The organism is Halostella sp. PRR32 (genome assembly GCF_034808085.1).
Taxonomy (GTDB): domain Archaea; phylum Halobacteriota; class Halobacteria; order Halobacteriales; family Natronoarchaeaceae; genus Halostella; species Halostella pelagica.
On record NZ_JAXHGL010000003.1, the window covers coordinates 368,194 to 390,913 of the forward strand.

Sequence of the window (22,720 nt, forward strand, 5' to 3'; positions counted from 1 at the left end):
TCTAGAGAATGAAATAGCAGTCCATATAAGCGCCGGAGTCCTACACACACACAACCAACTGCTGTCGCGGACCTCGAACACAATCAGCTATGTCAAACCACGTTTATCGACTTCACTCGACACTGGAACTGCCGCTCGAAACAGTCCATGACCACTTCGAGGACGCTGATCTCCCGGACGGGATAGAGGACATAGAGATAACCCGGCGGAACAACACCTTGATCCTGAAAGCCGTCGCGGACGACAAGAGCATCAGCAAGTACACGCCGACGGCACAGTTGAAAGCCAGCGTAACCGAAAACAGGGTGTACGAGGAAGAACCCGAGGAGCGACGCCAGAGCGGCCCGCAGTGGGGCGAAGAGGAGGAAGAGGAGATCGAATCCGAACTCGTCGAGTACGCCGCGTTCAAGGGCGACCGCGAAACCGTCCTCCAGAACTCGACGCTCCAGTACGAGATGTTCCTGGTTCTCTGTGACATCGCCCGGCAGGCCGAGAAAGGAACGCTGACGGCTATCACCGTCGAAGAAGACGAACTTCAGGCGACCCGCATCGTCGACAGCGAGGACCGCCCGGCATCGATAGAGGTCGTCGAGGGCCCCGGAGACGGCAACAAGGGCGAAAGCGGCGTCAACTGGCGCGACAACAAGTTCATCTCGGACTGAGTTCCCTTCTCCCGCGGCTATTCTCCCGTAACGACCCGTGTGGTACCATCTCGCAAGCGATCAGCGATAAGCGTCCATCAAACTTTTACCGCTCCTAATTATATCTAATTACGAGATGGCAGAGAACTTCCCCGACTACGTTAACGTCGACTACGAGGACGGCGAGGGCGAAGACCCCGCCGACTACCCGTCGGTAAACCACAAGATCGAGAAGGCCATCGAGGTTACGAAGACAGGCCTCGAAGAGTACGAGAACCCGGTCGTGATGTGGACCGGCGGCAAGGACTCGACGCTGACGCTTTACTTCGTCAAGGAGGTCGCCGACCGCTTCGACCTCGAAGTTCCGCCGGTCGTCTTCATCGACCACTACCAGCACTTCGACGAACTCATCGACTACGTCGACCACTGGGCCGACGAGTGGGACCTGGACGTCATCTGGGCCCGCAACGAGGACATCGGCGAGTACGTCGACGAGAACGGCCTCGAACCCGGCGACGACATCCCGATCGACGAACTCTCGGAGCACAACCAGCATCACGTCCGCAACATTCTGGAGTACGAGGAGGACGAGTTCCCGTTCCTGCTCGACACCTACGTCGGCAACCACCTGCTGAAGACCGTGGCGCTGAACGACGCTATCGAAGAGCACGATGTCGACGGCATCCTCTCCGGCGTCCGCTGGGACGAACAGGAGGCCCGCGCCGACGAAACGTTCTTCTCGCCGCGCCACGACCCCGATATCTACCCGCCGCACGACCGCGTCCAGCCGATCCTCCAGTTCGCCGAACCCGACGTCTGGGAGACGTTCTGGAACTTCGTCGTACCGGACACCGTCGAGGACTACCCGGACGAGGGGTACGTCCCGCAGGGTCAGGACGACCTCCCCGAAGGGATCGAGAAGGAGGACGTTCCCGTCTCGCCGAAGTACTTCGCCGGCTTCCGCTCGCTCGGCAGCGAGATCTCGACCGACAAGTCCGCCGAGGAGCCCGCCTGGCTGCAGGACATGGAGAACACGACCGAGCGCGCCGGCCGCGCCCAGGACAAGGAGGACCTGATGGAGCGCCTGCGCGACCTCGGTTACATGTAAGACGACCTTTTTTGACGCTCAGGTCGCCTTCGGCGACCACTCGCGCAAAAAAGCTCGGCCAAACAATCCCAGGCGCTCTCTACGGTCGCGCCCGGTGAAACGGCGGCGAAGCCGCCGTATGCCTTCCACGGCGAACCGCACTCTCCGTTCGCGCGGACGCTTTCCTTTGGCGGCTAATCGGCGACAGCCTGCCCTCCCCCGTACGCTCACCCGCTCGCCCTAGCGGCGAGCGCGTTCACGCCGGCTCGGCTGAGATGTGATCGAAACCGAAACGCGAATCGCACACCTCCCCCTCAGGGGCGTTTCGACTCCGGAGAACTCGTCTACTGCTCGGTTTCGCGGACGACGCCGTGGTCGACGGTCACCGTCTCCCACTCGTCGTCGGAGTGAGCGCCCTCTCGCTCCCGGGCGCTGGCGGCGACGCGGATGAACTCCGCGTTCTGCCGGGCTTTTTCGATAGTGTGGCCGCCGCAGTAGCTCAGGCCGGAGCGGATACCGGCGGCGAACTCCTCGGCGACGTCGACGAGCGGACCCTTGTACTCCGTGAGTCCCTCGACGCCCTCGTCGGCGTCGACGTCTACCTCCTTGTCCGAACGGTCCTCGTTCGCCGCGGTGGTGGCCATCCCGCGCGAGCGCTTGTACGTGCGGCCGTCGACGTCGACGACCTCGCCGGGGGCTTCCTCGGTGCCGGCGAAGAGGCTGCCCATCATCACCGAGTCCGCGCCGGCCATCAGCGCCTTCACCGCGTCGCCGGAGGAGCGGATACCGCCGTCGGCGATGATCGGGACGCCAAGGTCGTCGGCGACCGCTGCGCAGTCGTCGACTGCGGTGAGTTGCGGGACGCCGGCACCGGCGACCTTCCGCGTGGTGCAGTGCGATCCCGGTCCGATGCCGACTTTCACGCAGTCGGCACCGGCGCTGTAGAGGTCGCGGACGCCGTCCGGCGTTGCGACGTTTCCGACGACGAGATCGATGTCGCCGAACTCCTTCCGGAGACGGGAGACGACATCGAGACACGACTCCAGGTGGCCGTGAGCCACGTCGACCATCACGCAGTCGGTGCCCGCGTCGAGGACGGCTTCGGTCCGCTCCAGATAGTCTTCGTTGATCCCGATCGCCGCGCCGACCTGTTCGCCGGCGTCCGCCACGGCCCGCACTTCCGCCGCCTGTTCCTCGATACTAACGAACCGGTGGATCGTTCCGAATCCGCCGGCTTGCGAGAGGGCGATAGCCGCCTCGGACTCCGTGACGGTGTCCATCGGCGCGGACAGCAGGGGCGTTTCGAGTTCTAACTCGTCAGTGAGGGTTGTCGATATCTCAACGTCGTTTCGGGACTCGACGGGCGACCGCTGGGGCACCAGCAAGACGTCGCCGTACGAGAGTCCCGTTCGCAGGTTGTTCATACCGCCACTTGTGTATCGCACACAACGGCAAAAGCATACCGGACCGTCGGACTGCTGTGAGTCAGTTCCGGATAGCGCCGACACGGGGTCGGCGAACACCGGTACACAGTCACAACAGTCCGTATCAGTGCGTCGCGCGGTACTGTCCGTGTGCGACGCCGATGGCGAGACAGATCGCACCGAACACGACCATCGAGGGTAGCACCATCATCAACACGATCCGAGTCGTCATCATCGGTGTGACGATCAGACTTCCCACGCCAACGGCGATCAGAGCCACGAACGCGGCCGCCGTCTTGGACAGGTCGAACTCCATGTCCGTCATCTACGGGCGAGAAACACCTAATGGTTCCGAGATCAGCAGCTCACTTCGGCCTGATCAGGTCGGCGAGCGTCACTAACCCCCCGAGGATCCAGCCCAGGGGAACGGCGATGCCGAACCACATGCCGACGTAGCCCAGCCCCGACAGCGAGTATCGGGACCGAAGGAACTCGTTGATCCCGCCGACGTACAGTACGTTGTCGAGGAGCCAGATGGCGAGCGATTCGCTCTGGGGGAAGATCGTCTGTGCGAGCGTCGGGGAGTAAAGCGCCGCTACGACGGGCGGGAGGAAGACGGCGGTCATGCCGAACGGATAGCCGAGAAACACCGTCGTCTTCCGACCGCCGACCCGGGAGAACACCACGGCGAGCGCCGCCGATATGGTGGCCACGACGCCCGCCGCGCCCACGGCGAGAAAGCCGGTGCGCGAGAAGCGAAAGTGTGCAAACACCGTCAGTGCCCCCCAGATGAGAACGGAGACGGCGACGACGCCGAGAATGCCGATCCGAGTCGCAGTCCCGTCCGCCTTCCGCGCGTAGAACCGCGCCATGAACCCGAACAGCGCGAGCGGGTACAGCAAGGCGACTATCATCACCCCTAACGCGGCCCACAGACGATAGCCGATCCAGCCAGTCGTCGTGTTCGGCGTCCACTTGCCGAGCACCGAGTGCGTGGACGTGCGCTGCCGGGGGAAAACGAGTTCCATCCAGGTCTCGTGTAACCGGCGCAGATCCACCGATATCGCGTGAAAGACACCACCTCTGGTCTTTGACCCGGTAGCCATATGCACGTAGACAGGATCGCTCGGTTTCAACTTTCCGGCCTTCGGACCTACCAGGGAGCGAAGCCGGGGTCGACCTGCCGCTCCTGTCGGTCGATCCCGTCGATAGTCTCGATGTCGTCCTCGTCGAGTTCGATCGAGAGGCTACTCCAGTTGTCGCGGATGTGGTCCTCGCTGGTGGCCTTTGGGATCGGCGTGGCTCCCTTCTCGAGCAGCCACGCGAGACTCACCTGCGCCGCGCTCGCGTCGTGTTTCTTCGCGACCGCCTGGATCTCGGGCACGTCGAACACCCGGCCGCGCGCGAGCGGCGAGTACGCCACGAGGTTTACGTCCTCCCGTTCGGCGCACGCCTGGAGGTCCTCCTGGGGAAGCAGCGGGTGCATCTCGACCTGATTGGCGAAGATAGGCGCGTCACAGACCTCTGTTGCCTCCCGGACCTGCTCGGGTAGGAAGTTGCTCACGCCGACGCGGTCGATCAGGCCGTCGTCGTACAGTTCAGCGAACGCCGCCAGCGTGTCCTCAGCGTCGTACTCCCCGGACGGCCAGTGGACGTACAGCAGGTCGAGGTAGTCGACGCCGAGACGGTTCAGACTCTCGCGCGCCGTGTGGATCACGTCGTCGTACGAGAGGTTATCAGTCCAGATCTTCGTCGCAAGAAAGACGTCGTCGCGGTCGACGTCCGCCGCCGCTATCCCGTCGCCGACCTCGACCTCGTTGTCGTACGCCTGTGCGGTGTCGACGTGGCGATACCCCGTCTCCAGTGCGGTCTGTACGCTCTCGCGACACTGGTCCGGGTCGGTGTTTTGCCACGTACCCAGGCCGAGTCGCGGCATGCCATCGACGGACGGAACGCTATCCGGTGTCTGTTGCTCTTGAGACATACTGCAAGGAAGGGGCGTCACGCAAAAATGGGTTGTGAATGCGGAGAGAGACGACGGGGATGGAGAGGCGAAGTAGAACTACGAAAGGGCCACAGCCTACGGCGCTCGCGGCACAAAGGTCGTTCTAATACTTCGGCTCAGCGCCGGTTATCTCGTACACGTCGTCCATGATCGCGTCCCGGCGGTCCCGCCACTGGTCGAACCCGTCGGGGGAACTCGGGTACTCGTTGTACACCTCTTTCAGTCGCTCTGCGCACTCGTGGACCTTGTACAGTTCGTACAGCGTCTCCCAGTGCCCGAACGTCTTCAGGATGGTCTTGAATTTGAGGCCGAGACTCATCGACGAGGTCCCCTTACTGCCGAGCGCGTCGACGAGTTGCTGGCCCGGGAGCGAGGAGACGACGGCGACGAGTTCGTCGACTTCGTGAGCGCTTCCGAAGATGTTGTACAGGTCCATCGCGGCGAAGCGCTTCCCGAAGTCCTGCATGATGCGCTGGTTGTACTCCCAGAGGTTCGCCTCGCCCACGTCGTCTTTCTCGATAGCTTCGATCGCCTGTTGTGCGGCCCAATGTCCCGCTTTCGCCGCTCCCGGAATACCGCCGCCTGTGGTAGGGTTGACGTGGCCCGCGGCGTCGCCGACGGCGACGAACCCGGGTCCGGTTGCGGAGTCGTACGGCCGCCGTGTCGGGAGCGCAGCGCCGAGTTTATCTTCTACCTCCGCGCCGTCGAACTCCTCACGGTTCTCCAAGTCGCGTTTGAGAACGTCGACCAGTTCCATCGGTTCCTTGTTCATCTGGAACCCGAGACCGGCGTTGATCTCGGTTTCCGACCGCGGGAAGTACCAGAGATATCCGAGTTCCTCGGTCGGCTTGAAGACGATTGCGTCGTGCCACTCGACCGGGTCCTCGACGTGAACGATCTCGCGGTACGCGGAGCAAAACTGCGAGTAATCGACGTTCGTGTCGAACGTCGCGTCCTCCAGATCGGCCTTGTCCTGCAGAATAGAGAGCGCTCCCGCACCGTCGATGACGACGTTCGCCTCGTAGGTCAACGCCTCGCCTTTGCGCTTGGCGCGAACGCCCGTGACGCGTCCGTCCTCCTGTATCACGTCCTGTACGACCGTGTCGTACTCGATATCGGTTCCGATGCGGTCGGCCTCTTCCAGGAGGACTTCCCCGTAGCGGGTGCGGTCAAGAACGGCACCCGAGGCGGGCAACGGGATATCGATGTCGTCGCCGGAGTGAGGGTTCTCGAACACCGCGCGCTCGATGTTCTGGTTCTGGAACGACTCCTCCTTGAGATACTCCCGGTCGATCACGTCCGGGAACGTGTTTTTCCCCTTGATCGCATCGCCGCAGGCGATATGACCCGCCTCCTCCTCCGACTTCCGTTCTAACAGAGCGACATCTACCCCGCGGTCCGCCGCCGTCGCCGCGGCGAAGCAACCCGCGGTCCCACCACCGACGACGACGATGTCGTAGGTTTCAGTCATTATTGTCGCAGTTTCGCGTCCATCTCATAAAAAACGGGAGGGAACGAACTCCGCGGTCCCACCACACCGATAGCCGGAAGGAATATACCCGGGTACCACTCTGTCTCTGTACGATGTCGGGACCGATAGACCGGAAACGCGTCGCCGTTCTCGCGGTCGCCGTTTTGCTCGCTTCGAGCGGATGTATCGGATTCCTTCTCGGGAACGACTCGCTCGAATTCACCGCGTCGAACGCGACAGTGAGCGACGATGCCCTCGACGAAACCGGCTACTCGCTGAACGAGAGCCACGCCCTCGTGGAGAACCGAACGCTCGAAGACGCCGGCGACCGGGAGATAGTCGTCGAGAGTCACGTCAACGCCTACTCGAAGCGCGAAACGATCCTCGACGACAAACGGGAAGTCGGCAGGTTCACCGCCGTCGCAGTGCCGGAAGTCGAGGTGCTCGGGCGGTCGTTCAACCCCCTCGACGACATGTCAAACGCGGACCTTCTCGACGAGTTCCAGTCGCAAATGACTGCTAGCTCCCGGGACGCTGACTTCTCTGTCGACGAGGAAAAGCGTCTCGACGGTGTCCTCGGCGAACAGGTGAACGTGACGCGTTTCACCGGAACGACCCGATTCAACGACAAGGAGATAGAAGTCGCGGTGTACGCCACGAAAGTCAAACACGACGGTGACTGGGTCGTCATGCTCGGCGCACACCCGACCCAGCGGCCGGAGGGAGAACAGGACATCGAGACGCTGATGCAGTCGCTCGAACACGACGGCGGCGACTGACGCGGCGTCTTCTTTTATTAGTAGAGTCGTCGCTGGCGAGTGTCGAAAGCTCCGTTCTCTCGAACCGAAAAAAGTCGTTTTAGTCCGAACGGAAACCCCGTCGTTCTAGTAGAACTCCCGAACTAGGTCCATCGCGTCCTCGGGCGCGCCGTCGGGTATCTCGGACATGTTCGAGCCGATCCCGTGCAGGTCACTGTACGGCACGGAGTTTTCGTCCTTGTAGATGACTCCCTGATACTCCTTGTCGCCTTCCAGGATCTTCTCTTTGGCTGCCTCGCGGTCGTTCGGGTCGTGGTCCTCGTCGGCGAGGTCGACGATGGAATCGCGGAAGTAGTCGTAGGTGTCGACGTCGTTGAACGTCACGCAGGGGGAGTAGACGTTGACGAAGCCGAAGCCGTCGTGTTCGATGGCTTCCTTGACGATCTCGGTGTGGCGCTGGGAGTCCGACGAGAACGACTGCGCGATGAAGGTGCCGCCGGCGGCCAGCGAGAGCGCGAGCGGGTTGACCGGGGGCTGTTTCGGACCCTCGGGGGTCGTACTCGTCTCGAAGTCCTCGCGCGAGGTCGGCGAGGCCTGGCCCTTGGTGAGGCCGTAGATGCGGTTGTCCATGACGACGTAGGTCATGTCAACGTTCCGGCGGACGGCGTGGATAAAGTGGCCCGCGCCGATGGAGTAGCCGTCGCCGTCGCCGCCCGCGACCATCACTTCGAGGTTCGGGTTGGCGAGTTTGACGCCGGTGCCGACCGGGAGCGCGCGGCCGTGGACGCCGTGCAGGGCGTACGAATGCATGTACGTGCCTATCTTCCCGGAACAGCCGATACCGGCGCAGATGAACGTGTTGTCCGGGTCGTTGCCGGTTTCGGCGAGCGCTTTCATCATGCCGTTCATCGTGCCGAAGTCCCCGCATCCGGGACACCAGGTCGGCTGTTTGTCGGATTTGAAGTCCGTGAATCGAACGTCTGAGCTCATGCTTTTATCTCCTCCGTCAGGGTTGCCGCGATATCGTCTGCCAGCTCGTCCGCTTTGAAGCGGATGCCGTTGTACTTGTTCACGCGTTTCAGTCGGGTAAGGGTATCGTGCTCCAGCAGGTCGGCGAACTGACCCTGCTCGTTACACTCGACGACGATGACGTCGTCGGCGCTTTCGACCTCCTCGGAGAGGTCGGGACGCGGGAAGATGTACGGCACCGAGATGAAGCGTACGTCGATGCCGTCGTCTTCGAGGTACTCTAGGGCCTCGACCATCGCCCCTTCGTTCGACCCCCACGAGATGACGAGCGTGTCGGCGTCTTCGTCGCCGAACTCCCGGTAGTCGAACTCCTCTTCTTGCTTTGCCGTTTCGACTTTGCGGTTGCGCTTGTCGACCTGACTGACGCGCTCGTCGGTGTCCTCGGTCCGGCGGCCGAGTTCGTTGTGTTCGAGACCGGTCGACATGTGCGCGCCGCCCTCGGTGCCGGGGAACGCGCGCGGACTGACGCCGTCCGCGGCGTCGTAGTGCGGCTGGAAGCGGTCCTGTTCGTCGAGGTACTGGTCGATGTCGTCCTCGTCGACGACCTTTCCGCGGTCGACCTCGACGGCGTCCATATCGAACTCCTCGGGTCGGAACGTCTGTTCCGTCACCGCGAGCGCGAGGTCAGCGACCAGATACACCGGTAGCTGGTACTTCTCGGCGAGATTGAACGCCTCGACCGTCTTCTGGAAACACTCGGCGACGGTCGTCGGAGCGACGACGAAGCGTGGCACTTCACCGTGACCGCCGTAGAGGGCCATGTTGAGGTCGCCCTGCTCCTGCTTGGTCGGCATCCCCGTCGAGGGGCCCGAACGCATCACGTCACAGATGACCAGCGGCGTCTCGCTGGTCGCGACGAGGCCGAACGTCTCCGTCATCAGGTCGATGCCCGGACCCGAGGTTGCCGTCATCGCGCGAGCGCCGGAGCGGGCCGCACCGAGCGCCATGTTGATCGCGGAGAGTTCGTCCTCGGCCTGGACGACGTGGCCGCCGTACTTGTCGATACGACCGGTGAGATACTCCATGACGTCCGTCGCGGGCGTGATCGGGTAGCCGGAGTAGAACCGACAGCCGGCGGCGATAGCGCCCATTCCGATCGCCTCGTCGCCGTTCAGGAGGACGTAGTCCTCGTCGGTGGTGTCGAGGCTGTACTCCGGCAGGTCGTCGTAGTTCTCCTGGACGTACTCCTGACCCAGTCGAGCGGCCTGCTTGTTGTTCTCGACGAGTTTCTCGCCCTTGCTGGCGAAGCGCTTTTCGAGCGATTCGTCCAGGTTCTCGATGGGGAACGAGGCTATCTCACAGGCGGCACCCAGCGCAACGATGTTGCGCATGATCGCGCCGCCGGCGTCCTCGGCCAGCGACTTCAACGGAACGTCGACGCCGGTGACACCCTCGGGGATCTCGGCGTCCCAGGAGCGTTCGCCGTCGTAGATGACGATGCTGTCGTCGTGCAGTTCGTCGAGGTTCTCGTCGATGGTCCGCTGAGTCAACGCGACCAGAATGTCGAGTCGGTCGACAACGCTCTGGACGCGGTCGGTCGACGTCCGGATCTTGTAGGCGGTGTAGCCACCGCGGATCCGTGACGCGAAGTCTTTCGATGTGAAAACGTGTCGTCCTGCTCTGGAGAGTGCCTGCGCAAAGATCTTCCCGGTGGAAGCGATGCCGTCGCCAGCCTCCCCACCTATCGCCCAGTTCAGGTCGTCGGCCATATTGACGTATGAGTAGCCGTTACCAAATCAAAAGCCTTCTGAAACACCGACCTTACACGTCGGCGAGTAAACACGGCGACAGGAGGACTGAATCCTCCGTGTCCGCGGAAAGATACCGACGATACTGGCCCGAGCAGGCGGTTCGAACGCAGCGGCCCCTGTGGTCGAAAGGAAGGCCTTTGTCCGGCCCACCTGTACGGTTCCACATGAACGCAACACAAGTGTCGGTCCGGAACGTGCGGACCGTCGGCGACGAGACGGTCGCACTGGAACTCGAAACTCCGCCGGAGTTCGACGCGAAACCCGGTCAGTTCGTACTCCTGCGGGCGACAGTGGGCGGCGAGGACGTGTCACGTCACTACACGCTGTCGTCGGCCGACGTCGAGGAGACCTTCGAAATCACAGTCGGAGTCGACCCCGAGGGCGACCTGAGTCCGTGGCTCGCGGACCGCGAACCCGGCGACACGGTCATGGTAGAGGGACCGTTCGGCACGGTGTTTTACGAGAACGAGGACGTCGTGTTGCTCGCCGGTGGCCCCGGCGTCGGCCCCGCAGTCGGCATGGGCGAGCGAGCACTCGCGGACGGTCACGACGTGGCCGTCGTGTATCAAGACGACAGTCCCGCGCACGAGGACCGCCTCGCGACACTCGCCGCGGGCGGCGCGACAGTCATCATCACCGACGGTGAGATCGACGACGCCGTCGCGGAGGTCGTCGATGGCGGGCAAGTGTACGTGTTCGGCTTCCGCGAGTTCGTCGACGACTCCGTGGCGGCTATCGACTCGGCCGGCGGCGACTCCGACGACGCGAAGATAGAGAACTTCGGATGAGAGCAACTGACCGAGATCACTCACGTCGACGACCGGGTCCCGCAACTGCACCGCGGTGAAAGAACGTCGGGTTCTAAGTACCGGTGTTTCTTAGAAATCCTACATGTCTTTGGCGGAGCGGACCAGAGGGGCGGTCAACGGTCATTTCGCGCGCCTCCGGTCGAAGTACGGCGAATTCCGGGTAACCGGCGACACCGTCGAACTGCCGCGCGAGGAGTTCGAGGTCGCCCGCAGACGCGCCCGTAACGGGTACGTGGGCGGTGCGAGCGCGTTCGTCCACGACGACGACAGTCTGCTTCTGGTCCGGACCCGGGATACCGCCGACGCCTGGTGCGTTCCGGGGACGGCGATGGAAGGCGTGGAAACGCTCGAAACGGCGGCGGCCCGCGCCGTTCGCGACCACACTGCCGTCGAGTGCGCTATCAGCGATCTCTTCCAGGTGCGACGGCGACAGACGGTGGCGTCCGACGACCCCGACGGGCCGACGATACACAGTCTATGGGCGGTGTTCGATGCCGACTACGAGGCGGGAACGCCGGTCCCTGCGGACGAGTCAGTAACGGACGCCGCGTGGTGGTCACGACCGCCCGAAGCCGTCCACACGAGCGCTCAGTCTCGGATCCGGCAATGGGCCAGCGGGGCGAACCGGGTCACGCGGTGACGACAGTTCGCACCTACAGTCCGAGCGCCATCCTGAGCCTGTCGAGCAAACCCCCCTGAAGATCGAACACTGTCTCCATCTCCTCGTTCGAGAGTTCGAAGCCGAACACGTCGAGATTCTCGGCCATGTGGTCGCGACTGCTCGCTTTCGGGATAGCCGCGACGCGGTCCTGCTGGAGTAGCCAGCGCAGTGCGACCTGCGAGGGCGTCTTGTCGTAACGGTCACCGATCTCGGCGAGCGTCTCGTCGTCTGAGACTTTTCCCTTGGCGAGCGGACTGTACGCCGTTAGCAGAACGTCGGTGTCGATACAGAACGACAACAGGTCCGTCTGGTCGGTGTACGGGTGGTACTCGACCTGATTCGTGAGGATCGGCGTCTCCGAGGCGTCGATGGCCGCCCGCAGTCCGTCGACAGAGAAGTTACTGACGCCAATATGGCGGACTGTCTCCGCCTCCTGTAACTCGTTCATCGCACCGATAGTCTCGGCGACTGGAGCGTAGTCGCGCGGCGCGTGGATCAACAGGAGGTCGACGTACTCCGCGCCGAGGCGGTCGAGACTCGCCTCGAAGGACGCGTGAACGTCGTCGGGCGAGAGATTCGACGGGTCGATCTTGGTCGTGACGAACAGGTCCTCACGGTCGACCGGGTGGTCGCGAATGGCCGCGCCGACCGCCGCCTCGTTGTCGTACATCTGGGCCGTGTCCAGGTGTCGGTACCCCAGGTCGAGAGCGGTCTCGACGGCGTTCCGGCACTCCTCTCCTTCCATGCGGGCCGTCCCGAGGCCGAGCACCGGTACGTCAACGCCCTGGACGGTGACGGTTTCCATCGCTCGACGTACGGGCGCGACTCCAAAGAAACCGGTCGGTCCGCGTGACCGCTGTGGCGTCCGGTCAGTGCTCGACGAACTCGACGAGGATACCGCCGGTCGATTTCGGGTGGAGGAAGGCGACGTCGTGGCCCCACGCGCCGGGGCGGGGTTCGTCGTCGATCAGGTCGACACCGCGGTCGCGCGCGGCGTCCAGCGCCGCCTCGATGTCGTCGGTTTCCAGGGCGAGGTGGTGGATCCCCGGGCCGTTCCGGTCGAGATAGCGCGCGACGGTCCCATCGTCGATCGGTTCGAGCAACTCGAAGTAGCCGTTACCCAGGTCGAGGAAGACGACCCGGAGGTCGTCGAGGTCTTCCTCGTGGACGACCGGCGCGTCGAAGAGGTCGGCGTACAGGGCCGCGAGGTCGTCGGCGTCTTCGGTGGCGAGGCCGGCGTGGTCGAACTGCATGGCTGAGCGAACGCGGAGGAACCACTAATAGGAAGCGAACAGGCGACGCTCGGGTTCTCGGCGCGACGGTGCGTCGCACTCCCGCGCTGGCCGTCGTGCGACCGGATTCATACTGACTGACGCAAATCACTGAAGAATTTCGCGGGGGCGTCCCCGCGAAATGTCTGAAACAGGTACGTCCGACATATCAGGTCACGCCGACGGGTCACCTCGCCCTCGTACAAAAACCTGGGGTCAACCGACAGTAGCGCTTGCAACTGTTTACACATCCGACCGCATGCAACCGTGCGATCGAGTGTGGACAACCCGAAAGCGCTACTATAGCGTCCCGCCCGGACGATGCTCCCCGAAGACATCGCGAAGAACGTCACAGACCTCGCCGACCGTCGCGTACGCTTTCACGGCGTCGACGATGTACGGCATCACGTTTTCGTCGCCCTCGGCGGCCTCGCGGAGCGCGGCGAGTGCGGCCTCGGTCTCCTCGTCGTCCCTGTCGCTTTTGGCGGTCTCCAGTCGGTCTATCTGCCGGCGTTCGTCCTCTTCCGTGACCTCCTGAATGTCCATCTCGGGCTCCTCGTCGGTCTCGAACTCGTTGACGCCGACGATGATTCGGTCGCCTTCCTCTATCTCCTCCTGACGCTCGAACGCGGTGTCTTGGATCTGTCGCTGGACCCACTGTGATTCGACGGCGCGTAACATGCCGCCTTTCTCGTCGACGGTGTCCAGAATGTCGAACGCCTCCGATTCGAGTTCGTCGGTGAGGTTTTCGACGTAGTAGCTCCCGGCGAGTGGGTCGATGGTGTCGGCGGCCCCGGACTCGTGGGCGAGGATCTGCTGGGTGCGAAGCGCCGTGCGAACGCTCTCCTCGGTCGGGAGCGCCAGCGCCTCGTCCTTGCCGTTCGTGTGGAGGCTCTGGGTGCCGCCCAGGACGGCGGCGAGCGCCTGATAGGCGACGCGGACGACGTTGTTCTCGATCTGTTGGGCGGTGAGCGTCGACCCGGCGGTCTGGGTGTGAAACTTCAACTGCTTCGACTTGGGATCGTCCGCGTCGAAGCGCTCCTCCATGATCGTCGCCCACATCCGTCTGGCGGCCCGGAACTTCGCCGCCTCCTCGAAGATGTTGTTGTGGGCGTTGAAGAAAAAGGAGAGCTGGGGGGCGAACTCGTCGACGTCGAGGCCCGCATCGAGCGCCGCCTCGACGTACTCGATACCGTTACCGAGGGTGAACGCGAGTTCCTGTGCGGCCGTAGACCCCGCCTCGCGGATGTGATAGCCGGAGATAGAGATGGTGTTGAAGTTCGGCGTCTCGTCGGCACAAAAGTCGAAGATGTCGGTGATGATCCGCATCGACGGCTCCGGCGGGTAGATGTAGGTGTTGCGCGCGACGTACTCCTTCAGTAAGTCGTTCTGGATGGTGCCGCGCAGTTGCTCGCGGTCGACGCCCTGCCGGTCGCCGACGGCGATGTACATCGCGAGCAACACGGACGCGGGGGCGTTGATCGTCATCGATGTCGACACCTCGTCCAGCGGGATGCCGCCGAAGACGGTTTCCATGTCGTGCAGCGTGTCGATCGCGACGCCCGACTTGCCGACCTCGCCGGCGGCCATGGCGTTGTCGGAGTCGTACCCCATCTGGGTCGGCAGGTCGAACGCCATCGAGAGACCGGTCTGGCCCTCGTCGAGCAGGTAGTTGAACCGCTCGTTCGTCTCTTCGGGCGTCCCGAAACCCGCGTACTGCCGCATCGTCCACAGGCGGCCGCGATAGCCGGTCGAGTAGACGCCGCGAGTGTACGGCTCTCGCCCCGGATACCCCAGGTCGTCGTCGTAGTCCATGTCCGCCACGTCTTCGGGCGTGTACAGCCGGCTAACCGTCTGCCCGCCCGTGTCGGTGGTGAACTGCTCCTTGCGCTCCCCGAACCGCTCGACCGTCGGGTCGACGTCGTCCGCCTCCCACTCGGCCTTCGACTCGCGGATCGCTTCGAGGTCGTCCGAGTCGAACATTATTTTAACGGAAGGTTTCCACCGACCTTAATGGTTGACGGATCGAGCGGGTCGGCGGCGGTGCCACACGTTACCGGGTGTCGGAAACCGCCACCGGTCCGTTTTTGCTCGTGGACGACCGAGTTGCGAGTATGTCGACGCCCATCCCCGACGACGACGGCGATACCGACAGGCGACGGGCGGCGCTGTACATCGCGCCCTTTCTCGCTTTGGGTATCGGGAACCTGGTTCTGATCCTTCAGTGGGGCGTCAATCCGCTGTGGGGCTTCGCTATCCTGCCGCCGATACTCTTTATCACCGTCATCGGGTGGATAGCGTTCAAGGGCGGGTTCGTCCACGACCGCGAGAACGAACTGGCCGAGTGAAAGGCCACAGTCGCACTCACTGAGCCAACGGCGGAAACCGATCTCACCGCCCGGTGTCGTACTTGTACGACGTGTTTTCCGGATCAATACCGAAGTCCTCCGCGGACTCCTCCGGTTCGTCGTCCGCTTCTACCGTCGCGCCCTTGAATCGCTGGCGGAACCGATCCGGCATCACGAACTCCGAAACGGAGAGCACCATCGCGACGGCCTCGGGCGCGATGTCGTCGCGCTTACTTTCGAGGCGGTCCCGTAGCACGGCGGGCAGTTCGTCCTCGGCGATCCGCTCGAAGCCGAACTGCGCGAGGTAGGCTGGTTCGTCGACCAGCGAGTAGACGAACGAGAACCCCTCGTCGCGGGCGTGCTCGACCAGACGCTCGACGACGTGCGCCCCGACGCCGTTCCCTCGCCAGTCCTCGACGACGCCGATACTCGTCAGTTCGCAGACGTCGTCACCGTCCTCGACTTTGTGGATCCGGATGCGGCCGAACCCGGCCTTCTCCCCAGTCTCCTCGTCCAGCGCGATGACGTAGTCGCGGGAGCGAAACGCCGTTTCGTCCAGTCCCATCGCTTCGATGTGGTCGAGCAACCAGACCTCTTCCCTGTTTTTGGCCTCCCGGACGTACATGGATGGAAGTTTGTCCCCTGTGGTAAAAAGGGTGCCCCGACGCGGTCGGAAAAGTTCTTGGTCGATCCAATAAGAATCCCATACGAGGACCAACCATGGAATCACTTGCTGACGTGGACGAGGTCGTCCACACGCCGACACAGGAGTTCGTCGAATCTACGAACGTGTACGAGTTCATGCGGGAGTACGGCATGGAGGACTACGACGAACTGATCGCTCGGACCACCGGCGATGTCGAGGGGGTCGAGGAGTCCGGCGTCGACTGGTTCTGGGACGAAATGGTCGACTACCTCGACATCGAGTTCTACGAGGGGTACGACGAGGTCCGTGACGACTCGGACGGTCCCCAGTTCACCGACTGGTACCCGGGTGGAGAGATAAACATCGCGCACAACACGCTCGACCGCCACGCCGACCCCGAGAGCGAGACGCGGAACAAGGTGGCCTGTATCTGGGAGGGCGAGGACGGAGATATCCGGGAGATCACGTATCACGAACTCGCGCGGCAGTCGAACAAGGTCGCAAACGCTCTGGAAGAGCGGGGCGTCGGGACCGGCGACACCGTCGGCCTGTACATGCCGATGATCCCCGAGGTGATCTCTATCCTGTACGGCTGTTTCAAGGTCGGCGCTATCGCCGTTCCGATCTTCTCCGGGTTCGGCGTCGACGCGACCGCGACTCGCATCGAGGACAGCGAGTGTTCGGTCATGTTCACCGGCGACGGCTTCTACCGGCGCGGCAGCGAGGTGACGCTGAAGGGTGCTGCGGACGAGGCTATCGAAGAGGCGGGACACGTCGAACACACCATCGTCTACGACCGATTCGGTAGCGAGGCGGACGCCGAGAGCGACACCACGGGAGACAGCGGGACCGAGGCCTCGATTCCGTGGAACGACGACCGCGACGAGTGGTGGGACGACGCCGTCGAAACCGCCGCCGACGAGTACGAGACGAAGGAACTTCCGTCGGACCAGGAGGCGATGCTGCTCTACTCGTCCGGGACGACGGGGCGACCGAAAGGTATCGTCCACACCCACGCCGGCGTCCTCGCTCAGTGCGCCAAGGAGATCTACTTCGGCTTCGACCACAAGGACCACGACCGTTTCTTCTGGGTCAGCGACATCGGGTGGATGATGGGGCCGTGGACGCTGATCGGCAACCAGCATTTCGGCGGCACCGTGTTCATGTACGAGGGCGCGCCCGACTACCCCGAACCGGACCGCTTCTGGGAGATGATCGACCGCCACGGCCTGACGGTGTTCGGCATCTCGCCGACCGCCATCCGCGCCCTCCGCAAGCAGGGCGACCACTGGGTCGAGGGTCACGACCTCTCGACGCTCCGCCTGTTGGGGTCGACCGGCGAACCCTGGGACCCGGAGTCCTGGCAGTGGTTCCACGAGAACGTCGGCGGCGGTGACGCGCCGATCATCAACATCTCCGGCGGCACCGAGATCTGCGGCTGTTTCCTCATGCCGATGCCGATCCAGGACCTGAAACCGTGTACGCTCGGCGGCCCCGGTCTCGGCATGAACATCGACATCGTGGATCACAACGGCGAGTCCATCGCGGACACCCACGAGCGCGGATTCCTCGTCGCCCGCGACTCCTGTCCCAGCATGACGAAATCGCTGTGGGAGGGCGACGAGCGCTACCTGGAGGAGTACTGGTCGAACTGGGACGACCTCTGGGACCACGGCGACTGGGCGCAGAAGGACGAGGACGGCTTCTGGTTCCTCCACGGCCGCGCCGACGACGCACTGAACGTGGCCGGCCGCAAGGTCGGCCCCGCCGAGGTCGAGGGGGCGCTCATCGAACACCCTGACGTGAATCAGGCCGCCGCCGTCGGCGCGCCGGACGACACCACCGGCACCGCCGTCGTCACGTACGTCGTCACCGAGGACGGCGTCGAGGAGACCGACGAACTGCGCGACGAACTGCGGGCGCAGGTCGGCGAGGAACTCGGCAAACCGTTCCGCCCGCGCGAGGTGCTGTTCGTGGACGAGTTCCCCAAGACACAGAGCGGGAAGATCATCCGCCGCGCCATCGAGGCGACGTACACCGGCGAGGACCTCGGCGACATGAGCAGCATCGAGAACCCCGACGCGCTAGACGAGATAGACGCGGCGCGGTAGCGACGCCTGTCCGAGCACGGAGAGGTGGACATACCAACCTCCGGGTTTTGGGTGGTCCGGTTCGTTTAGTGACGTATGGGTAAATCTGGCACGCACGAGCGCCTCGAAGCACGGCCTATCGACGACGACTCGCTCATGTTCGTCGACGACGACCACTTCGTCGAAGAGACGGTCTGTCTCGTGACCGGGGCCGGGTCCGGTATCGGCCGGGCCACGGCAGTCGCGATGGCCGCGAACGGAACGACCGCCGTCGCGACGGACGTCGACGAGTCGGGACTCGCCGGAACGGCGGAGTTGGGCGACGAGATAGGCGTCGACGGCCGCGTCGAGACGGTCGCCGGCGACCTCACTGACGACGACGATATCGAGCGCATCGTCGAGACGGCGGCGGACCACGGAACGCTCCGCTACCTGGCGAACGTCGCGGGCATGCAACACATCGACGCCATCGAGGACTTTCCGATGGAGCAGTACGACCGGATGCACGACGTGATGCTACGGGCACCGCTGTATCTCGCGAAACGGACCATCCCGCACATCCGCGCGACCGACGACGGCGTCGGTGCCGTGGGAAACATGGCGTCGGTCCACGGCCACTACGTCACGTCCGACAAGGTCGGGTACAACGTCTCGAAGTTCGGCCTCCGGGGGCTGACGCAGTCGATCGCCGCCGAGGGGGGAGACGGACTGCGCTCGTTCTCGATCAGCACGGGGTACGTGAAGACGCCGCTTGTCACCGACCAGATACCAGACACCGCGGAGCAACGAGGCATCTCCGTCGACGAGGTCATCGACGACGTGATGCTCGGCCAGTCCCGCGTCACGGAGATGATGGATCCCGTCGACGTCGCCAACCTCTTCGTGTTCGGCTTCTCGAAACACGCGACGCATCTGAACGGCGGCGACCTGCTGTTCGACGGCGGCATGACGCTCACGTACGAATAGATGGTTTCGCGGCGTCTGGCTCGCCGTAGTCGGGAGAATACCGTCCCGCTACGACTCCCACTCGCGGCGTAACAGGCCGTACTGGACTCCGTCGCGGTACGCGCCGTCGACGTACCACGCGTTCCGCAGACGCGCCTCCTGCGTGAAGCCGAGCGATTCGAGCAGGCCGCGGGACGCCTCGTTGAAGCCGTACGCGCCCGCGCTGATGCCGTGGACCGGATGCGAGCGAAACACCGCGTCAACGACGAGTTCGACGGCTTCGCCGGCGTAGCCCTCGCCGTGGTAGTCCGGGTCGAGCCAGTAGCCGAGCCACGCCCGCTCCCTGTCGACGGCGCGGGCGTGGACCGCGCCGACGGGCGTCGTCTCCTCTTCGTCGGGGTCGCCAGCGGCCGCGCCCTCCTCGTCGAGACAGACGAGAAATCCGCGCGTTCCCTCGTTCTCGGTGTCGTTTTCGATCCGCTCTCGCACTTCGGCTTTCGTCTGGTGCGAGTCGATGCCGAGTGAGAACCGAACGCGAGGGTGGGTCGCACACGTCTGGACGAACTCCGCGTCCTCGCGTTCGACGGCACGCAGAGTGACGCGTTCACCGGCGTCGATGATCGGCCCCGGCATCACTCCCACTCGCGGCGCAACAGGCCGTACTGTATTTCGTCGCGGTACGCGCCGTCGATGTAGCGGCACTGTCGCTGCCGCGCCTCCTGCGTGAAGCCGAGCGATTCGAGCAGGCCGCGGGACGCCTCGTTGAAACCGTACGCGCCCGCACTGATGCCGTGGACCGGATGCGAACTGAAGATGTCGTCGACGGCGAGTCGGACCATCTCTTTCCCGTAGCCCTCCCCGTGGAACTCCGGAAGCAGCCAGTACGCCAGCCACGGCCGGTCGCCGTCGACGTGGCGCGCGCTCACCGAGCCGATCACCGTCGTTTCGTCCTCGTCCGGGTGTCCGGCGGCCGGGTCGTCGTCTACGCACGCGATGTACGCTACGGTGCTGTCGCTCTCTAGCCACTCTTCCATGCCCGATTCCAACTGTGCGCGACTGCTCGGAAAGACGGACCCGAGGGAAAACCGGATCCGGGGGTCTGTTTTCGACCGCTGGAGGACCGCGGCGTCCTCGCGCTCGACGGTACGCAAGACGACGCGCTCGCCGGCGGTGACGACGGGACCGGGCATCACCGGCCCTCCCACTCCTCGTGGAGCAAGCCGTACTGATACACGTCGCGGTACTCGCCCTCGACGAACAGAACCTCGCGGTTACGCCCCTCCTCGACGAAGCCGACCGCTTCGACGTGCTCGCGAGTCGCCTCGTCGCCAGCGACCACTTCGACGCCTATGGTGTTCGGGTCGTACGTCCGAAACACCGTGTCGACCGCCAGCGAGAGCGCCTCGACGCCGTAGCCCTCGCCGCGGAACGCCGGCGCGACCCAGTGATTGACGCCCGGCCGGTCACGGTCTACGTGGGTCACGGCGACGAACGCCACAGGGGTCGTCTCGTCCTCTTCGGGATGTCCCCAGGGTGCGTCGTCGTCGTCAACGCAGGCGAGATACGCCGCCGTGTCGCGCTCTTCGAGGTCGCCTTCGAGCAGTTCCTCGACCTCTGCGTGGTTCTTGTGACCGTGTTCCTGGAACCCGACACGCGCCCACGGGTCCGCGAAGAGTCGCTGTACGAACTCGGCGTCCTCTCGTTCGACGGTCCGCAACACGAGGTCGTCGCCGGCCTCGACTATCGGCCCCGGCATCAGTCGTCCTCCCACTCCTCGCGGAGCAGTCCGTACCAGACGACGTCGACGTGTTCGCCGTTCCGGAACCGCGCGTCGCGCAGTTGTCCCTCGTGCGTGAACCCGAGGTTCTCCAGAACGCCCACGGAGCCTTCGTTCGGCGCGAACGCCTGCGCCTGCAGTCCGCGGATCTCGTGTGCGTTGAACGCGTAGTCCACGAGGACGCCGACCGCCTCCGTGCCGTACCCCTCGCCCTGATACTCGGGGAGGATCCAGTACGATATCTCGGGACGCGTGTGGTGGAGGTTGCTCAGTCTCACTTTCCCGATGGGGGTCGGGTCGTCCCCGTCTTCGAGACAGACGAGGAGTCCGACGTTCAGCGGGTCACCCTCGTCATCTTCGATGTTTGCCTCGGCTTCAGTCTCGCTCTCGGGGCGGTTCAGGCCAAGCGTCACCCCTACATCCGGATGGTTGTGTCCTCGCTGAATGAACTCTGCGTCCTCGTGTTCGACCGTCCGGAGGGCGAGACGGTCGCCGCGACGGAAAACTGTCCCTGGCATGTCACAAAGATGAGACAGGGGCACTAAATCGGTTTCGGGAGAGTGGGTCGCATTGACGAACGACGGCTCGCCGCCGGACAGCGCGGCCATCGCGCAACTGGAAACGGCAGGGGTAGTCGACCGCGGGCCCGCTCAGCCGTCCGCAGGTCTGCTCAGTCGTCCGCAGGCCCGCTCAGTCGTCCGTCGGGGCCGCCCCGGGCGCTTCGTTCCCGACCCAGGTACCGCCCGTGAAGTCGACCGCGTGGTTCCACTTGGCGACCAGCGTCGTCACCGCAAGGTCACCGCTGATGTTCGTCATCGTCCGCATCCGGTCGAGGATGGGGTCGACGCCGGCGACGAAGCCGACTATCTCCAGCGGAAGCCCGAGTTGCGTGAGCACGAGCGTCAGCATGATGAGGCCGGTTCCGGGGACGCCCGCGGCCCCGACGCTCGCGAGCACGGCGATAGCAACGACGGTTAGCTGTTCGGTGATTGTCAGCGAGACGCCGGCGATGTTCGCGGCGAAGATGGCGACGACGCCTTGGTACATCGCCGTCCCGTCCATGTTGATCGTCGCGCCAAGCGGTAACGAGAAGCTGTAGACGCTCTCGTCGATCTGGAGGTTGTTCTCCGCGTTAGACATCGTCACCGGGAGCGTCCCGCTGGACGAACGGATGCTCAACGCGGTGATCAACGCTTCTTTCCCTCCGATGAGGAAACCACGCGGCGACTCGCCGACCAGCAGCGCGATGATGCCGCCGAGGTGAATCACGGCGATGTGGATCGTCACCGCCAGCGCCACCGCGAAGATGAGCATGGCAAAGGGGACGATAGCGTCGACGCCGGCCTGCCCGAACACCGCCGCCATCAGGGCGAACACCCCGATAACGCCGTACTCCATCACGCCCCAGACGATCTTGAACATCGCCTCGGCACCGGCCTCCATGATGTCGAATATCGTCTCTACGCCGCGGCGGACGTCTCCCTCGTCTAGTTCCTCCTGGAGCATCGCCAGCGCCAGGCCGAACACGATGGCGAAGAAGATGGTGGGCAACACGTTCCCCTCCGACATCGCAGCGATCGGGTTCTCCGGAACGATGCCCAGAAACACCTCCACGATGTCTGGCGCTTCCGCCTCCTGTGACTCCGCGTCCGTGAGTTCGAGGCCGGTACCCGGGTTCAGCAGGTTGCCGACCGCCAGACCGATGAACACCGCAAATGCCGACGTGATCGCGTAAAGCATCACGACCTGCCCGCCTATCTTTCCGAGACTGCTCGGCGAGAGTCGCCGCGCGCCCATCACCAGCGTGAACACGACGATGGGGATGATGAGCATGCTCAGCAGGCGAACGAACAGGTCCCCGAGCGGTTGCAGTCGCGTCGCCGGGTCACCCACAGCGAGTCCGAACAGTGACCCGAGGACGAACGCCGCCCCGATCCGGTACACAATCGGGATCGAACGGTACTGCCGCCAGTATCGCATCGTGCTACTAGTTGACATCTCTCGACA

At 64.0% G+C, this 22,720-nt stretch carries 24 protein-coding genes; 8 read left to right on the forward strand and 16 right to left on the reverse strand.

Annotation, left to right across the window (positions count from 1 at the left end):
- Nucleotides 1-89: 89 nt before the first annotated feature.
- Together SM753_RS11740 and SM753_RS11745 are read left to right on the forward strand one after the other, a co-directional pair.
- Nucleotides 90-662 carry a hypothetical protein gene (locus tag SM753_RS11740; protein WP_135533678.1) on the forward strand — a complete coding sequence of 191 codons (573 nt, stop codon included), beginning with the start codon at nucleotides 90-92 and terminating at the stop codon, nucleotides 660-662.
- Nucleotides 663-777: 115 nt separating this feature from the next.
- On the forward strand, nucleotides 778-1,749 hold the full coding sequence (locus tag SM753_RS11745) for a phosphoadenosine phosphosulfate reductase family protein (RefSeq protein ID WP_135533677.1): 972 nt from the start codon (nucleotides 778-780) through the stop codon (nucleotides 1,747-1,749).
- Nucleotides 1,750-2,072: 323 nt separating this feature from the next.
- Here SM753_RS11745 and SM753_RS11750 read toward each other — a convergent pair whose 3' ends face one another.
- The 5 genes from SM753_RS11750 to SM753_RS11770 form a co-directional block, all read right to left on the reverse strand.
- The gene (locus SM753_RS11750) at nucleotides 2,073-3,152 is read right to left on the reverse strand and encodes an IMP dehydrogenase (protein ID WP_323191738.1); all 1,080 of its coding nucleotides are present in this window, start codon (nucleotides 3,150-3,152) and stop codon (nucleotides 2,073-2,075) included.
- Between the two features lie 124 nt (nucleotides 3,153-3,276).
- Nucleotides 3,277-3,468: a hypothetical protein gene (locus SM753_RS11755; protein ID WP_135533675.1), complete on the reverse strand. Its 192-nt coding sequence runs from the start codon at nucleotides 3,466-3,468 to the stop codon at nucleotides 3,277-3,279.
- Between the two features lie 49 nt (nucleotides 3,469-3,517).
- Nucleotides 3,518-4,258, reverse strand: coding sequence for a hypothetical protein (locus tag SM753_RS11760; RefSeq protein WP_323191739.1), 741 nt, complete (start codon nucleotides 4,256-4,258; stop codon nucleotides 3,518-3,520).
- A 47-nt stretch (nucleotides 4,259-4,305) separates the two neighbouring features.
- Entirely contained in the window at nucleotides 4,306-5,136 is an 831-nt protein-coding gene (locus SM753_RS11765; protein ID WP_138796787.1) for an aldo/keto reductase, read from the reverse strand.
- A 124-nt stretch (nucleotides 5,137-5,260) separates the two neighbouring features.
- The gene (locus tag SM753_RS11770) at nucleotides 5,261-6,628 is read right to left on the reverse strand and encodes a geranylgeranyl reductase family protein (protein ID WP_138796788.1); all 1,368 of its coding nucleotides are present in this window, start codon (nucleotides 6,626-6,628) and stop codon (nucleotides 5,261-5,263) included.
- A 113-nt stretch (nucleotides 6,629-6,741) separates the two neighbouring features.
- Here SM753_RS11770 and SM753_RS11775 point away from each other — a divergent pair, with 113 nt between their 5' ends.
- Complete coding sequence (locus SM753_RS11775; protein WP_323191740.1) at nucleotides 6,742-7,407, forward strand: DUF6517 family protein; 666 nt, start codon at nucleotides 6,742-6,744, stop codon at nucleotides 7,405-7,407.
- A 105-nt stretch (nucleotides 7,408-7,512) separates the two neighbouring features.
- On the opposite strand, the gene SM753_RS11780 is transcribed toward SM753_RS11775, so the two are convergent.
- Nucleotides 7,513-8,376, reverse strand: coding sequence for a 2-oxoacid:ferredoxin oxidoreductase subunit beta (locus tag SM753_RS11780; protein ID WP_138796790.1), 864 nt, complete (start codon nucleotides 8,374-8,376; stop codon nucleotides 7,513-7,515).
- Nucleotides 8,373-10,124: a 2-oxoacid:acceptor oxidoreductase subunit alpha gene (locus SM753_RS11785; protein WP_323191741.1), complete on the reverse strand. Its 1,752-nt coding sequence runs from the start codon at nucleotides 10,122-10,124 to the stop codon at nucleotides 8,373-8,375. Before SM753_RS11785 ends, SM753_RS11780 begins: the two co-directional genes overlap by 4 nt.
- Before the next feature lie 206 nt (nucleotides 10,125-10,330).
- Here SM753_RS11785 and SM753_RS11790 point away from each other — a divergent pair, with 206 nt between their 5' ends.
- Both SM753_RS11790 and SM753_RS11795 read left to right on the forward strand, forming a co-directional pair.
- Nucleotides 10,331-10,954 (forward strand): FAD-dependent oxidoreductase, encoded by a 624-nt coding sequence (locus tag SM753_RS11790; RefSeq protein WP_323191742.1) that lies wholly within the window; start codon nucleotides 10,331-10,333, stop codon nucleotides 10,952-10,954.
- 103 nt (nucleotides 10,955-11,057) lie between these two features.
- Nucleotides 11,058-11,615, forward strand: a complete 558-nt coding sequence (locus SM753_RS11795) for an NUDIX domain-containing protein (RefSeq protein ID WP_323191743.1) — start codon at nucleotides 11,058-11,060, stop codon at nucleotides 11,613-11,615.
- A gap of 13 nt (nucleotides 11,616-11,628) precedes the next feature.
- Here SM753_RS11795 and SM753_RS11800 read toward each other — a convergent pair whose 3' ends face one another.
- The 3 genes from SM753_RS11800 to SM753_RS11810 form a co-directional block, all read right to left on the reverse strand.
- Nucleotides 11,629-12,441: an aldo/keto reductase gene (locus SM753_RS11800; RefSeq protein WP_323191744.1), complete on the reverse strand. Its 813-nt coding sequence runs from the start codon at nucleotides 12,439-12,441 to the stop codon at nucleotides 11,629-11,631.
- A gap of 64 nt (nucleotides 12,442-12,505) precedes the next feature.
- Nucleotides 12,506-12,889, reverse strand: coding sequence for a methylmalonyl-CoA epimerase (mce, locus tag SM753_RS11805; protein WP_135533665.1), 384 nt, complete (start codon nucleotides 12,887-12,889; stop codon nucleotides 12,506-12,508).
- A gap of 318 nt (nucleotides 12,890-13,207) precedes the next feature.
- Nucleotides 13,208-14,890: a methylmalonyl-CoA mutase family protein gene (locus SM753_RS11810; RefSeq protein WP_323191745.1), complete on the reverse strand. Its 1,683-nt coding sequence runs from the start codon at nucleotides 14,888-14,890 to the stop codon at nucleotides 13,208-13,210.
- Between the two features lie 131 nt (nucleotides 14,891-15,021).
- Between SM753_RS11810 and SM753_RS11815 the strand changes: the two genes are divergently transcribed.
- Entirely contained in the window at nucleotides 15,022-15,255 is a 234-nt protein-coding gene (locus SM753_RS11815; RefSeq protein ID WP_135533663.1) for a hypothetical protein, read from the forward strand.
- 43 nt (nucleotides 15,256-15,298) lie between these two features.
- Here SM753_RS11815 and SM753_RS11820 read toward each other — a convergent pair whose 3' ends face one another.
- Nucleotides 15,299-15,880, reverse strand: a complete 582-nt coding sequence (locus SM753_RS11820) for a GNAT family N-acetyltransferase (protein ID WP_135533662.1) — start codon at nucleotides 15,878-15,880, stop codon at nucleotides 15,299-15,301.
- A 95-nt stretch (nucleotides 15,881-15,975) separates the two neighbouring features.
- On the opposite strand from SM753_RS11820, the gene SM753_RS11825 reads away from it, so the two are divergent.
- Together SM753_RS11825 and SM753_RS11830 are read left to right on the forward strand one after the other, a co-directional pair.
- Complete coding sequence (locus tag SM753_RS11825; RefSeq protein WP_323191746.1) at nucleotides 15,976-18,012, forward strand: AMP-binding protein; 2,037 nt, start codon at nucleotides 15,976-15,978, stop codon at nucleotides 18,010-18,012.
- Between the two features lie 75 nt (nucleotides 18,013-18,087).
- Nucleotides 18,088-18,957, forward strand: a complete 870-nt coding sequence (locus SM753_RS11830; protein ID WP_323191747.1) for an SDR family oxidoreductase — start codon at nucleotides 18,088-18,090, stop codon at nucleotides 18,955-18,957.
- 48 nt (nucleotides 18,958-19,005) lie between these two features.
- Here SM753_RS11830 and SM753_RS11835 read toward each other — a convergent pair whose 3' ends face one another.
- The 5 genes from SM753_RS11835 to SM753_RS11855 all read right to left on the reverse strand — a co-directional run bounded on the left by SM753_RS11835 (nucleotide 19,006) and on the right by SM753_RS11855 (nucleotide 22,711).
- Nucleotides 19,006-19,569: a GNAT family protein gene (locus SM753_RS11835; RefSeq protein WP_323191748.1), complete on the reverse strand. Its 564-nt coding sequence runs from the start codon at nucleotides 19,567-19,569 to the stop codon at nucleotides 19,006-19,008.
- Nucleotides 19,569-20,126 (reverse strand): GNAT family protein, encoded by a 558-nt coding sequence (locus tag SM753_RS11840; protein ID WP_323191749.1) that lies wholly within the window; start codon nucleotides 20,124-20,126, stop codon nucleotides 19,569-19,571. Before SM753_RS11840 ends, SM753_RS11835 begins: the two co-directional genes overlap by 1 nt.
- Nucleotides 20,126-20,692: a GNAT family protein gene (locus tag SM753_RS11845; protein WP_323191750.1), complete on the reverse strand. Its 567-nt coding sequence runs from the start codon at nucleotides 20,690-20,692 to the stop codon at nucleotides 20,126-20,128. Before SM753_RS11845 ends, SM753_RS11840 begins: the two co-directional genes overlap by 1 nt.
- Nucleotides 20,692-21,231: a GNAT family protein gene (locus tag SM753_RS11850; RefSeq protein ID WP_323191751.1), complete on the reverse strand. Its 540-nt coding sequence runs from the start codon at nucleotides 21,229-21,231 to the stop codon at nucleotides 20,692-20,694. The genes SM753_RS11845 and SM753_RS11850 overlap by 1 nt, the downstream gene beginning before the upstream one ends.
- 172 nt (nucleotides 21,232-21,403) lie before the next feature.
- Nucleotides 21,404-22,711 carry a dicarboxylate/amino acid:cation symporter gene (locus SM753_RS11855; RefSeq protein WP_323191752.1) on the reverse strand — a complete coding sequence of 436 codons (1,308 nt, stop codon included), beginning with the start codon at nucleotides 22,709-22,711 and terminating at the stop codon, nucleotides 21,404-21,406.
- Nucleotides 22,712-22,720 lie beyond the last annotated feature (9 nt).